General features: G+C 65.5%; 14 protein-coding genes. 6 read left to right on the top strand and 8 right to left on the bottom strand.

Annotation, left to right across the window (positions count from 1 at the left end):
• Window positions 1-66: 66 nt before the first annotated feature.
• Genes G4G71_RS14025 through G4G71_RS14015 form a run of 3 tightly spaced genes read right to left on the bottom strand, consistent with a single transcriptional unit; the run spans window position 67 to window position 2,020 of the window.
• On the bottom strand, window positions 67-1,053 hold the full coding sequence (locus G4G71_RS14025; protein ID WP_169938497.1) for a TauD/TfdA family dioxygenase: 987 nt from the start codon (window positions 1,051-1,053) through the stop codon (window positions 67-69).
• Between the two features lie 22 nt (window positions 1,054-1,075).
• Window positions 1,076-1,756 carry a thioesterase II family protein gene (locus G4G71_RS14020; protein ID WP_233297978.1) on the bottom strand — a complete coding sequence of 227 codons (681 nt, stop codon included), beginning with the start codon at window positions 1,754-1,756 and terminating at the stop codon, window positions 1,076-1,078.
• 45 nt (window positions 1,757-1,801) lie between these two features.
• Window positions 1,802-2,020, bottom strand: coding sequence for an MbtH family protein (locus tag G4G71_RS14015; RefSeq protein WP_169938493.1), 219 nt, complete (start codon window positions 2,018-2,020; stop codon window positions 1,802-1,804).
• 348 nt (window positions 2,021-2,368) lie between these two features.
• Between G4G71_RS14015 and G4G71_RS14010 the strand changes: the two genes are divergently transcribed.
• Window positions 2,369-2,905, top strand: a complete 537-nt coding sequence (locus tag G4G71_RS14010; RefSeq protein WP_169938491.1) for an RNA polymerase factor sigma-70 — start codon at window positions 2,369-2,371, stop codon at window positions 2,903-2,905.
• 100 nt (window positions 2,906-3,005) lie between these two features.
• On the opposite strand, the gene G4G71_RS14005 is transcribed toward G4G71_RS14010, so the two are convergent.
• Both G4G71_RS14005 and G4G71_RS14000 read right to left on the bottom strand, forming a co-directional pair.
• Window positions 3,006-3,776: a class I SAM-dependent methyltransferase gene (locus tag G4G71_RS14005; RefSeq protein WP_169938489.1), complete on the bottom strand. Its 771-nt coding sequence runs from the start codon at window positions 3,774-3,776 to the stop codon at window positions 3,006-3,008.
• 198 nt (window positions 3,777-3,974) lie between these two features.
• Window positions 3,975-4,763, bottom strand: a complete 789-nt coding sequence (locus G4G71_RS14000) for an AraC family transcriptional regulator (protein WP_169938487.1) — start codon at window positions 4,761-4,763, stop codon at window positions 3,975-3,977.
• A gap of 278 nt (window positions 4,764-5,041) precedes the next feature.
• On the opposite strand from G4G71_RS14000, the gene G4G71_RS13995 reads away from it, so the two are divergent.
• Entirely contained in the window at window positions 5,042-5,932 is an 891-nt protein-coding gene (locus tag G4G71_RS13995; RefSeq protein WP_169938485.1) for a DMT family transporter, read from the top strand.
• Between the two features lie 127 nt (window positions 5,933-6,059).
• On the opposite strand, the gene G4G71_RS13990 is transcribed toward G4G71_RS13995, so the two are convergent.
• A complete protein-coding gene (locus tag G4G71_RS13990) occupies window positions 6,060-7,118 on the bottom strand; it encodes an NAD(P)H-dependent flavin oxidoreductase (protein ID WP_169938483.1) in 1,059 nt (352 codons plus the stop codon).
• A 114-nt stretch (window positions 7,119-7,232) separates the two neighbouring features.
• On the opposite strand from G4G71_RS13990, the gene G4G71_RS13985 reads away from it, so the two are divergent.
• Together G4G71_RS13985 and G4G71_RS13980 are read left to right on the top strand one after the other, a co-directional pair.
• Window positions 7,233-8,105, top strand: a complete 873-nt coding sequence (locus G4G71_RS13985) for a LysR substrate-binding domain-containing protein (protein ID WP_054907082.1) — start codon at window positions 7,233-7,235, stop codon at window positions 8,103-8,105.
• Complete coding sequence (locus G4G71_RS13980) at window positions 8,102-9,268, top strand: YbfB/YjiJ family MFS transporter (RefSeq protein WP_169938481.1); 1,167 nt, start codon at window positions 8,102-8,104, stop codon at window positions 9,266-9,268. Before G4G71_RS13985 ends, G4G71_RS13980 begins: the two co-directional genes overlap by 4 nt.
• Before the next feature lie 77 nt (window positions 9,269-9,345).
• On the opposite strand, the gene G4G71_RS13975 is transcribed toward G4G71_RS13980, so the two are convergent.
• The gene (locus G4G71_RS13975; RefSeq protein ID WP_054907083.1) at window positions 9,346-9,786 is read right to left on the bottom strand and encodes a carboxymuconolactone decarboxylase family protein; all 441 of its coding nucleotides are present in this window, start codon (window positions 9,784-9,786) and stop codon (window positions 9,346-9,348) included.
• Window positions 9,787-9,933: 147 nt separating this feature from the next.
• Here G4G71_RS13975 and pdxR point away from each other — a divergent pair, with 147 nt between their 5' ends.
• Together pdxR and G4G71_RS13965 are read left to right on the top strand one after the other, a co-directional pair.
• A complete protein-coding gene (gene pdxR / locus G4G71_RS13970) occupies window positions 9,934-11,367 on the top strand; it encodes a MocR-like pyridoxine biosynthesis transcription factor PdxR (protein WP_169938479.1) in 1,434 nt (477 codons plus the stop codon).
• 259 nt (window positions 11,368-11,626) lie between these two features.
• On the top strand, window positions 11,627-11,917 hold the full coding sequence (locus G4G71_RS13965) for a putative quinol monooxygenase (protein WP_169938477.1): 291 nt from the start codon (window positions 11,627-11,629) through the stop codon (window positions 11,915-11,917).
• A 1-nt stretch (window position 11,918) separates the two neighbouring features.
• Here G4G71_RS13965 and G4G71_RS13960 read toward each other — a convergent pair whose 3' ends face one another.
• On the bottom strand, window positions 11,919-12,707 hold the full coding sequence (locus tag G4G71_RS13960) for an SDR family NAD(P)-dependent oxidoreductase (protein ID WP_169938475.1): 789 nt from the start codon (window positions 12,705-12,707) through the stop codon (window positions 11,919-11,921).
• Window positions 12,708-12,722 lie beyond the last annotated feature (15 nt).

Here is a 12,722-nt window from a genome sequence, read left to right as displayed (position 1 = left end):
GCGTACTTCTGACGACTCCGAGCCCTCCTCTCTTCCTTCGGGGAGAGGGAGCTATCCGTGCGGTGTTCAGGCTTGTGCATCCGCCCCATGCCCTTGCGCCATCGCCACCACTACCTTGCGCGGCCCGCTGAACGGCGAGCGCGCATGCGCCGCCAGCATGTTGTCGAGCATCAGCACGTCACCGCTGTACCAGGGGAAGCTCACCTTGGCCTCCTCCAGCACGCCGCGGACTTCGTCGAGTACGGAGGGCTCGATGGGGCTGCCGTCGCCGTAGTAGACGTTGCGCGGCAGGTCTTCCTCGTCGACGATTTCCAGCAGGCTCTCGCGCACTTCCGGTGGCAGGTTGGAGACGTGGAACAGGTGTGCCTGGTTGAACCAGACCCAGTCACGGGTCACCGGGTGCTGCGCGACCGCCTGGCAGACCTGGCGGGTTCGCAGCTCGCCGTCTTCCTTCCACTCCCAGCCGATCTTGTGAGCCCTGCAATAGGCCTCGACCACGGCCGGGTCGTCGCTGTTGAAGACCTGCTCCCAGGCCACGTCCAGGCCGTTGCCGAAGTTGCGCGTGTACATCAGCCCGCGCTCGGTGAAGCGGCGGCGGATGCCTTCATCCACCCGGCGGTAGATTTCGCGGCTGTCGGCGATAGGGGTTTCGCCGCCGCTCTGCGCGGCCTGCACGCAGTAGAACCAGATCTTCATCGGCCACTCGCGGGTGTAGGCCTGCTCGTTGTGCAGCGGGATGTGCTGGTGCGGCGGGTATTCGGTGGAGGTGTACACGCCGCTGGTGACGTTGCTGCGCGGTGTGGAGCCGAATTCATAGTTGAGCAGCGGATGGCCGAAGCCGGCGGCGAACTCGCGGAAGCGCTCCGCCGCACCGACCTGGAAACCACGGAAGAGAATGCCGGCGCACACCGGCAGGCGCTCTTCAACCAGCGGGCGCAGTTCGGCCAGAGCATCGAGCAGGCCGATACCCTCGCCGCGCGCCTGCACCAGCAACGGCAGGCCGCTGCGCGCTTCAACCAGGGAAGCGATATCGAACAGAGTGGAGGTAGGCATCTGGATTCTCCGCGAGGGGCACTCAGGCCAGCGCTGCGCTGGACGGTTTCCCCGGTTGCTGCAGGCGGCCGAGCATCAGTTCGAGCAGGCGCGCCTCGTCGGTGTTGATGAAGAAGTGGCCGCCTTCGAGCATCTCCAGGGAGAAACCGGCGCAGGTCTCGTCCTGCCAGGCCGACAGCGACTCGACCGAAAGCCGGTCGCCCTTGCCACCGAACACATGGATCGGGCAGGTCAGCTGCGGGTGCCGGCGGTAGTCGTAGCGGCCGCAGAGGAGGAAGTCGGCGCGCATCACCGGCAGGGTCAGGGCAAGCATCTCGGCATCGGCGAACACCGCCGCCGAGGTGCCGCCCAGCCGCTGCATGCGTTCGATCAACTGCGCGTCGCTCTGCTCCTGGGCCAGTTCGCGGTGGCTGTCACGGCGTGACGGCGCGGAGGCGGCCGAGGCGAAGAGGGCCTGCGGCAGCGGCAGGCCGCGCTCACGCAGGGCATGGGCCAGTTCGAAGATCAGCAGGCCGCCGAGGCTATGCCCGAACAGCGCGTAGGGCTGGTCCAGGCGCCCGGCGATCTCGTCGGCCAGTTGGCCGGCCAGCGCGCGCAGGTCGGTCTGCAGGCTTTCGGCGAAGCGCCGGCCGCGGCCGGGCAGCTCCACCGGGCAGACCTCGATCCACTCCGGTAACTGGCGCTTCCAGCGCGCATAGAGCATGGCGCTGGCCCCGGAATACGGCAGGCAGAACAGACGCAGCACGGGTCAGTGCCCCGCAGCCTGGGCGTCCATCTTCTGTCGCAGGCTCAAGGGGCGCATGTCGGTCCAGTTCGCTTCGACGTAGGCCAGGCAATCGGCCTTGCTCCCCCGCTTGCCGGCTTCGCGCCAGCCGGCCGGGACTTCCTTGTAGTCCGGCCACAGCGAGTACTGCTCTTCGCCATTGACCAGCACCTTGTAAACCGCGTCTTCGCGATCGAAAGCCATTGCTCTTCTCCTCTCTCCAGATGGCGATGCCGGCGCTGGGCCACTACCCAGTTTTTCCAGCTCTGCCATGAAGACGAGGGAGGCAATGAAATAGTTAGTGTTCTCGGATGCGATTAATTCTCATAATATATGCACCGGCGAAATTTCCTGGCTTGTCCTTCACCTGTAAGTCGAGAGTTCTGACGAATGGATGCGAACGAAAAATCTTCACACTCGTGTGGGAACCCTGTTCCAGAGCGAGTGTCGGACTCTTCCGAATAAATTGATAATAATTATCATTTGATCTAGATTGACCGCCTCAACCCATGTGGACGTCCCCGCCTCCGCCGCCGCATAGGAACACCTTGCATGTCCAAGCCAATGCCCGCCGAGTCGCGCCCCGCTCTCCACGAGCTGTTCGCCACCCACCGGCAGACCTTCATCAATGCGGCCGCACGCATCCTCGGCTGCCGCAGCCATGCCGAAGACGTGGTGCACGATGCGTACATCAAGCTCAATGCGAGCGACCTCACCCCCGGCATCCAGTCGCAGAGCGGCTACCTGATGCGCGTGGTGCGCAACCTGGCCATCGATCTCTATCGCCGCCAGGCGCTGGAGAAGCGCTACTCGGGTAGCGAGGAAGAAGGCATGCACATCGCGACGCCGTCCGCGTCACCGGAAATGGAGCACGAGGACCGGCAGACCCTGGAAGCCATCTCCAGCGCGCTGCAGACGCTGCCCGAGCGCACCCGCTACGCCTTCGAGATGTACCGCCTGCACGGCCGCACGCAGAAGGAAATCGCCGAGGAACTGGGCGTCTCCCCGACCCTGGTGAACTTCATGGTGCGTGACGCGCTGATCCACTGCCGCAAGACCCTCAAGGGCCTGGAAGAAGGTCGCAGCTGAGATGCAGTAAAAGGAGAATAGGCGATGATGCGCGATTGAAGAAGCATGGCGTCACGGACAAAGCCGCAACGCGCAGGCCGAGCCTCTCAAAGCGAGGTTTTCAAGCGGAACGCCGAACGACGGCCGATGATTCCAGTGCCACCCGTCCAACAGGTTTCACGGTCACAAGAACCTCGATGTACTCCGCTCGGATGCCACTACTCATGTCATCGATGCTGATAACCTGAGTGAAACTGTCCGTATAGGTGTGAATGAACTGGCAGATGTCATAACCCCAGTCCGTCGTCACCAGCGCGCGCCCATCGCCAATCGGGTTGCCATGGTAGTACTCGGGTTCTATGTGCACTATTTCGCCGTGAGCACTGAAAGCTCTCGTTCGCGATGGGCCTAATTTCTGAACCAACGGAACTGTGAATATGTGCATACCGCCAGGCCGCAGAGTCCGGTGTATCTCGCGGAATGCCTGCTCAGGATTGAAAATATGCTCCATGACGTCTTGCGTGACGTGAAGATCAATCGAGTTATCACCGAAGCTCAACTTTTCGAGATTCTCGTTGCGCACGCCGTTGACAAGCGTCCCCAGGTCGTCGTCATGGAAGAATTGCGATGCAATGTAGTTGCCACACTCGTTTTGAAGCTTAAGGCTTGCACCGCGCATGCAAGGAGAGGACTCATGGACAGTTCGCTCTCGCCAATCTGGCATGAACTGCTCGATGACACGCATCAACGCCCTTTCACGGGGAATGCTGCCGCATTGCGTGCAGAGGAAATGATCCCTGAGCCATGGGTTGTAAGCTTCGAACGTCGATTCCTTTCCGCAGGTCGGGCAGAACCCCCGACTTTCAAGATGAAAATCACTGCATGCATTCATTGGAACGCTCCATGTCTAGCCCGGCTGGGTGGCTCAATCTGAAAGTGTCTGAAAATCGTTAAATATCTGTGACCGCTTACTTAAAAGCAGGGGCAAACAGTACAACCCTCAGCCAGGTGTTGCAAAGACCTACTTCTATTTGGTAAGGCGAGCATGCCTCGCTCGGGGTTCATAGCCGTAAGCTCTAGAATTGATGAGCTACGGGTCTTTTCTGACCAGCCGATACTGCTCCGGCGTGGTACCCGAGAGCCGCCGGAACATCGCGATGAATGCCGAGGGGCTGCTGTAGCCCAGGTTGAAGGCGATCTGCTGCACCCCCTCTCCCGATGCCAGCGCCTCGATGGCGGCAAGAAACCGCAGGCGCTGGCGCCATTCGCCGAATGACATTCCCAACTCCCGCTGGCAGGCCCGCGCCAGGGTGCGCTCGGTGCTGTGCACGCGCTCGGCCCATTGCGCAAGGGTGCGGTTGTCGCCCGGTTCGGCCTGCAGCGCGGCCAGCACTTCGCCCAGCGCACCGCCATTGGCGTACGGCAGGTAATCGTCGTGAGGCTGCGCGGCATGCAGCTGGTCGAAAACCACTTCGGCCAGGCGCTGGTCGGCAGCGCTCTGCGGGATGTTCACCCGGCGTGCGGCGAAGTCGGAGAGGATCGCCTTGAGGATGTCGCTGATCGCCAGGGTGCAGGGGTTCTCCGGCAGCTTGCGCGCCAGTTCGGCGGACACGTACAGCGAGCGATAGACGATGGCCTGGCGGTTGTAGCAGCTGTGTAAACGCCCCGGCGGCACCCAGACGGCGTACTGCGGCGGCGAGAGGAAACGCTGGCCGTCCACTTCCAGTTCCATCACCCCGTGGGAAGCGTAATTGAGCTGGCCCCAGGCGTGGCGGTGGCTGGGCGAGTGGGTACCGGCATCGAACTCGTCGTAGCGGAAGTACAGATCGGCCGGCAGCCGATCGATGTCAGGAAGGGGAAGCGGCAATACGCGGGTCATGTCCGAAAGCCGGGGTGGATTGTCCGGTTTTCATTATACGTCTTGATTCGGACGAAGCGAAAATGGGTGCCATCTATGGAGCCCTCTCCCCCAGCCCTGGCTACGCGCCCCGCTCCAAAGGGAGAGGGAGCCGTTTGGCAGTCAGCGCAATAACGGAGTCAGCCGGCTAACACTGGACGTTCCGGCAACTCCAGACAGTCCCCTCTCCCTTCAGGGAGAGGGTTAGGGAGAGGGAAACAGTCCCACTCCGAAGCCAAACCCGAGACCCGCAAGAACCCATGAATTACCTGTTCCCCCTGCTGGCCGTGGTCATCTGGTCCGGCAATACCGTCGTCAACAAGCTCGCCGTGGGGCAGATCGCCCCGGCGGAAATCGGCTTCTTCCGCTGGCTGCTGGCCGGCGCGCTGCTGACTCCTTTCCTGCTGCGCGCCACCCTCGCCCATTGGCCGGTGATCCGCGCCAACCTGGGCAGGATCGTTACTCTCGGCCTGCTCGGCATGGCTGTTTATCAATGCCTGGCCTACTACGCCGCCGCGCTGACCTCGGCGACCAACATGGGGATCATCCTGTCGCTGATGCCGCTGATGTCCCTCGCCCTGGCGTCGATCCTGCTGCGCCACAAGATGAGCGCCGCCGCGCTGCTCGGCGCGCTGGTTTCGCTGGGTGGTGTGCTGCTGGTAATCACCCAGGGCAACCCGCGGCAGCTGATCAGCCACGGCGTGAACCTGGGCGACGGCATGATGATCGTCGCCACCCTCGCCTACGGCATCTATGGCGTGCTGCTGAAGAAATGGAACCTGCCGCTGCCACCGCTGCTGATGCTGTACCTGCAGGTGCTGGTGGCCATCGTTGCGCTGGCGCCGCTGTACCTGGCCTCGCCGCACCATGGCCTGAACGCCGCCAACCTGCCGCTGGTGCTGTATGCCGGGCTGCTGGCCTCCATCGTCGGCGCGCTGGCCTGGATGCAGGGCGTGCAGCGCATGGGGCCGAGCCGCATGGCGCTGTTCTTCAACCTGCTGCCGGTGATCACCGCCGCCATCGCCGCCGTGGTGCTGGGCGAGCAGTTGACCAGCTACCACCTGATCGGTGGCGCGCTGATCCTGGGCGGCGTGCTGCTGGCAGAACTCTGGCGGCCACGGGAGAAACCCGCCGTCATCGGCGCCCGCTGATCCAGGCGCGCCATCCACCAATCACCTCAGTCCGAAGCGGGGCATCAGGCCCTTGTAGGAGCGAGCTTGCTCGCGAACGGAGCGCCTGGCGGCGCTGGAGTCAGGCGGTTCGCGAGCAAGCTCGCTCCTAAAAATTTACGCCGGTGCGGAACTCGGCCATGAGGGTCGCCACCAGATCCGCCGCCGGCATCTCCCGCGCCAGCGGCGCGCCCTGCCCAGCCCATTGCACAGCGAAATCGCTGTTGCCCTTGGCGGTGGCTGCGGCGGTCAACGCCTTGGCAGCGTCATAGGTGATCGGGTAATCCGGCAACGCCGGCGCATCGGCACTGCCCACGTCGGTGAACAGCCGATTCACCATCCCGCGAGCGGCACGGCCGGAAATTGCCGCCGTCACCTCGGTACGCTCCCCACGCTCGCCTCGCAGTGCCGCCTTGAATGCGGCGTTGGCCGAGGACTCATTGGCGGAGATGAATGCCGTGCCCATCTGCACAGCCTGGGCGCCCAGTTCGAACACCGCGCGCATGCCCTGCCCATCCATGATTCCACCCGCCGCGATCACCGGCAGGCCTGTGCCTTTCACCAGCGTGCGGACCAGCGCGAAGGTGCCGATACGGGCGTCCTTCTCCGGCTCGAACACGCCCCGGTGACCACCGGCCTCATAGCCTTGAGCGACGATCGCATCGATGCCCGCTGCCTCGATGGAGCGGCCCTCTTCCAGGCAAGTGGCAGTCGCCAGAAGACGGATACCGGCGGCCTTCAGGCGATCGATCCAGCGCTGCGGCGGCAGGCCGAAGTGGAAGCTGACCACGGCCGGGCGCGCCTCGATGAGGAACTCCAGCATGTCCGGATCGGCCAGGAAGCTGCGATAGATCTCGGTGATCTGCTGCGGCGGCTGCGCATCGAACTCGGCGAACAGCGGGCGCAGATGCTCCAGCCAGGCCGCCTCGCGTGCCGGATCGGCCACCGCCGGGCGGTGGCAGAACAGGTTGAGGTTGAGCGGCTTGTCGGTCAGCGCGCGGGTCTGCTCCAGCAAGGCGCGGGCCTGCGTCGCGTTGCTGGCGCCCAGGCCGATGGAACCCAGGCCGCCGGCATTGGAGACCGCCGCGGCCAGCGCCGGGGTGGACACGCCAACCATGGGTGCCTGGATGATGGGAAACTGGATGCCGAGCAGATCGGTGATGCGCATGACGGGGTCCTCAACGTCAGGGTCGGCGAAGTCGCCGTTTGGCCTGTGATGGCTTGACTTAAAATCTCATAAAGAGAATATTCGTCGCAACATATTCTCTATTGAAGATTAATCATGGATCTCTCCAGCCTGGAAATCTTCCGTTGCGTGGCCGAGGAACAGAGCGTCACCCGCGCCGCGGCCCGCCTGCAGCGCGTGCAATCGAACGTCACCACGCGCATCCGCCAGCTTGAGGAAGACCTTGGCGCGGCGCTGTTCCTGCGCGACGGCAAGCGCATGACGCTGACCGACCAGGGCCGCGACTTCCTCCGCTACGCCGAGCAATTGCTCGCCCTCGCCACCGAAGCCCGCCAGTCACTGCACCCGAGCAGCGCCACCGGCAGCCTGCGCCTGGGCAGCATGGAAGCCGCCGCCGCCAGCCGGCTGCCGGAAATCCTGGCACGCTTTCACCGGGCCTATCCCGACGTGGAGCTGCACATCACCACCGGCCACAGCCAGAAGCTGATCAATGAAGTGCTGAACCGTCAGCTCGACTGCGCGCTGATCTCCCATCCGGACATTCTCCACGCCGAACCCGGCTTCGAATCACTGCTGGAGCGCGGCCTGTGCGCCGAACCGGTGTTCCGCGAGGAGTTGCTGCTGGTGCTGCCGGGCGACCATCCACCGGTAACCCGGCCCGAGGATGTGCAGATCCGCACGCTGGTGGGCTTCGCCCGTGGTTGCACTTACCGGCAGTTGCTGGAGCGCTGGTTGAAGGGAGCGTCGCTCGCCGTGCAGGAGGTCGGTTCGTACCATGGCATCCTCGCCTGCGTTAACGCCGGTTCCTGCTTTGGCGTGCTGCCTCGTTCAGTGCTGGAGCTGCATCGGGATATGCCGGCCCTGCAGGTGGTGCCGCTGCTGGAAGTGGACACCCTGCTGATCTGGCGCGAAGGCTATGCCACCGGCGCCTTCCAGCGCTGGCGGGAAGCCCTCGAGGCACGCCCGTGAGCCGCACCCGCCGCCTGCCCGCGGCGCTGTCGGCAGCACTGATCCTTGCCGTGGGCATGGGCTTTGGCCGGTTTGCCTTTACCGGGCTCTACCCGCTGATGGTGCGCGACGGCGTGCTCAGCGTCACCGGCGGCTCGCTGGCGGCCTCGGCCAATTACGCCGGCTACCTGCTGGGCGCGCTGCTGCTGGCGCGCAGCCACGAACGACATGCGGCACGCATCTGCCTGATCGCCCTGGTCGGCACCTTGGCCGCTCTCGCCGCCATGGCCATTCCGGCACCCGTCTGGTTTGCCGTCGGCGTGCGTCTGCTGGCGGGCGTGCTCACGGCCATGGTGCTGGTCAGCGCGGCGCAATGGCTGTTGCAGAGCATGGGCGAAAGCCATGGCGCACCAATGATGTTCGCCGGTGTGGGCGTCGGCATCCTGGTCTCGGCGGAACTGATTGTCGCCGGCAACGCCTTCGGCCTGCGCAGCGCCGCGATCTGGTGCGTACTGGCGCTGGCCGGGCTGGTGCTGTCGCTGCTGGCCACCCCCGCGCTGGGCCGCGCAGCACCGACTGCGCCGCAGCAGACAACGAACGGTACGGGGCCAATGCCCGAGCTGTCCGCCTTGATCATCCTGCTGGTCTACGGCCTGGCCGGCTTCGGCTACATCATCACCGCCACCTACCTGCCATTGCTGATGAAGAGCGGCCTGGGCGCCATCGACCCGCTGCAGGTCTGGGCCGCCTTCGGCCTGGGTGCGGCACCGTCGTGTTTCCTCTGGCATCGGCTGCACGTGAGGCTCGGTGGCCGTCGCGCATTGGCGCTGAACCTGCTGGTGCAGGCCGTCGGTGTGATGCTGCCGGCACTGGGCGAGTCCGCCTTCCTTTATCTGGGCAGCGCGGTGCTGGTGGGTGGCAGCTTCATGGGCACCGTGACCATCGCCATGCCGGCGGCCCGCGCGGTGGCCGCGCAGGTGCGCTTCAACATGCTGGCGGCGATGACGGCGCTGTATGGCGTCGGGCAGATCGCCGGCCCGCTGGCCGCCAGTGCGTTGCGCGGGTTGACCGGCAGCTTCATTCCGGCCCTGGGCGCCGCCGCCAGCGCCCTGCTGATCGGCGCGCTGTGCTGCCTGCCACTGCGCCGCACGATATCCTGTAGGAGCGAGCTTGCTCGCGAATAGCCTCAACACTGCCGCTGCCTGGAACTCCTTTCGCGAGCAAGCTCGCTCCTACATAAAGCAGCCGACGTCGCGCCTGTTCAGGCCGGCGGCTGCTGGCGGAAGGACACGCCCAGGCGGTTCCACACGTTGATGGCGCCGATGGCCACGGTGAGGTCAACCAGTTCGCGTTCGCTGAACTGCTCGCGAGCGAGCTGAAAAACCTCCAGCGGCACTTTCGACTCGGACAGCAGCGTCACCGACTCGCTCCAGGCCAGCGCCGCACGCTCACGCTCGGTGAAGAACGGCGATTCGCGCCACACGCTGACGGCGAACAGGCGTCGTTCGGTCTCGCCATTGCGGCGCGCTTCCATGGCGTGCATGTCGGCACAGAAGGCGCAGTTGTTCACCTGCGACACGCGCAGGCGCACCAGTTCCAGCAGTGGCTTCTCCACCGACAGCTCGAAGATGGCGGCTTCCAGTGCCAGCACTGCCTTCAGCGCTTCCGGCGAGGCAGTGTAGTAATCCAGACGCGGCTCCATGACGGGAACTCCAGACGATGACCCGGCCATTGTGCGCCGGCGCCTCGTCCTGAGAGGTGGCCAATCCGCGGAAATTGCACCGCGCAACTTCACCACGGCCAATGCCGGCGCTACGCTTGCGCGACCGCCCTGCCCCGGAGTTCGCCCTTGGAGCTGCACCTGATCATCCACGGCCAGAAAGATCTCGCCGGGCAACTCTATCGCCAGCTGCGCGAAGCCATCGACTCCGGCCGCCTCGCCGCCGGCACCCGCCTGCCGCCCAGCCGCCTGCTTGCCGAGCAGTTGGGTATCTCGCGCAAGACCATCTCCGACACCTACGCCCAGCTCACCTATGAAGGCGTGCTGGTGGGCAAGATCGGCAGCGGCACCTTCGTCAACACGCACCTGCCGCGGCATGACCGGCGCCAGGATGGCGTGCGCTTCGCCAGCCAGGAAAACATCGAGCGCTGGTCCAGCCTCGACACCCGCCTGCGCCACCCCGGCGCCGCCGGCACGGCGAAGGCCGACTTCATCGGCGGCGCCACCACCCAGTTGCAGTTCCCCCAGGAAGAATGGCGGCGCTGCGTGAACCATGCGCTGCGCCAGATGGCCGGCATGCGCGGGCACTACAGCGCCCCCGAGGGTATCGCGCCGTTGCGCGATGGCATTGCCCGACACATATCCTACGCACGCGGGGTGAACTGCCAACTGGACGACGTGATGGTCTGCAATGGCGCGCAGCAGGCGCTGGACCTGCTTGCCCGCGTCATGCTCCGCCCGGGTGACAAGGTCGCGATGGAAGACCCCGGCTATACCCCGGCGCGGCTGATCTTCCAGACCCTGGGTGCCGACGTGGCCAGCGTGCCGGTGGACGCCGAGGGCATCTGCGTTGACCTGATTCCCGAAGGCACGCGGATGATCTACACCACCCCGTCGCACCAGTTCCCGCTGGGCATGCCAATGAGCCCGGCGCGCCGCGAAGCGCTGCTGGCGCGGGCGCTGGAGCTGGGCGCGCTGGTGATCGAGGACGACTACGACAGCGAGTTCCGCTACGAAGGCCGGCCCACCGATGCGCTGCAGAGCCTCGACCGGGACGGCGTGGTGGCCTACATCGGAACGTTCTCCAAGGTGCTGCTGCCGGAGCTGCGCCTGGGCTATCTGATCCCGCCGCCCAGCCTGTTCACCGCGCTGGTGCGCGCCCGGCAGATCAGCGACTGGCACAGCTCGACCCTGCCGCAATGGGCGCTGTCCAAGTTCATCGCCGAAGGCTACCTGCTCAAGCACATCCGCCGTTGCCACGGCATCTACGCCGGGCGCCGCGAACGGATACTCGCGCGGCTGACCGGCGACCTGGCGCCCTGGCTGGAGGTGGTGCCCTCGGTGGCCGGCTTCCACCTCACCGCGCTGCTGCGCCAGCCAGCCAACGTGGCGCTGCTCACCGAACTGGCGCGCAAGGTCGAAGTCGGCCTCTACGGCCTGGCGCCCTTCCACCACCAGGTGCCGGTGCGCGACGGCCTGCTGCTGGGTTTCGGCGCCATCGACACGCTGGATATCGACCCGGCCCTGGACAAGGTGCGCGACCTGTTGCAGCAGTTGACCTGAGCCATACCATCATGCCCAGCGAGCGTAGGAGCGAGCTTGCTCGCGAACCGCATGGCACTGGGCTTGTTCGCGAGCAAGCTCGCTCCTACAGGTCCGTCACGCGGGGCGTATTGGCCCAACGGTTTTCCCGGGAATTGGCCGTTCATGCGCAGGCGGCGTGGCCGTAACCTTCCAGCATCGGTTTTGAAAGCCGGTTCCGGCCTTTACCGGATGCCAGCGCCAGCGCTCAATGGCCATCCATTGCAGAAGGAGCCCCGTCATGTCCCCGTCCGCCATTGCCATCGTCCGCGTCCAGGCATTCCCCGGCCAGGCCAGCGCGCTGGGTTCCTACCTGGGCGAGCTGCTCGAACAGGTGCGCCGCCAACCGGGCTGCCAGTCCGGCGAGCTGCAGGCGCTGGCCGCCGACCGCTGGCAGGTATCGACCTGCTGGGCCAGCCAGGCCGAGCTGGAGGCGCACCTGTCCGGCCCGAAAGCACAACAGTGGCTGGGCCGGCTCGGCAGTGGTGAATTGGCGCTGGGGCTGGAGTTCGAGAGCCGCAGCGCCGAGTGACTCAGAACGGCGAGCGCACCACGCCGCCGTCCACCCGCAATGCCGCGCCATTGGTGGCCGACGATGCCTCGGAGCAGACGTAGACCACCAGGTTGGCCACCTCCTCCGGGCGCGCGAAGCGCTGCAGCAGGGAGCTGGGCCGCGCACTGCGGAAGAACTCGGCCTCGAACTCCGCGAACGGCTGGCCGCCGGAGAGTTTCTCGACGAACTCGTTGACGCCCTCCGAGGCGGTCGGCCCCGGCAGCACCGCGTTCACCGTCACGCCGGTGCCGGCGCAGGTCTCCGCCAGCCCGCGGGACAGGCTGAGCTGGGCCGTCTTGGTGACGCCGTAGTGGATCATCTCCACCGGGATCACCATGCCGCTTTCGCTGCTGATGAACACCACCCGGCCCCAGTTCTTCTGCTTCATGCCCGGCAGGTAGGCGCGGGACAAACGGACACCGGAGAGCAGGTTGACGTCGAGGAAGCGCACCCAGTCTTCGTCGGGAATCTCCTCGAAGGGCTTGGGATCGAAGATCCCCAGGTTGTTCACCAGTACGTCCACCGCCGGATAGCGCTGCACCAGCGCGGCAACCTGCTGCGGGTCGGAAAGATCGCCGGCGAAGCCTTCCACCCTGGCGTCCGCCTGGGCGGCGCGGATGCGCCCCAGCGCCTCGTCCACGGAAGCCTGGCTGCGGCCATTGAGGATCACCCTCGCCCCTTCGCGGGCCAGGCCCTGGGCAACGGCGAAACCGATGCCCTTGGTCGAACCGCTGACCAGGGCGAGCTTGTCGGACAAATGCAGGTTCATGGGGTGTCTCCGGGG

Source organism: Pseudomonas multiresinivorans (assembly GCF_012971725.1).
In the GTDB taxonomy this organism is placed as follows: domain Bacteria; phylum Pseudomonadota; class Gammaproteobacteria; order Pseudomonadales; family Pseudomonadaceae; genus Pseudomonas; species Pseudomonas multiresinivorans.
The sequence above is the reverse complement of the archived record's forward strand: the minus strand, read 5'-3'. Positions and strand labels throughout refer to the sequence as shown.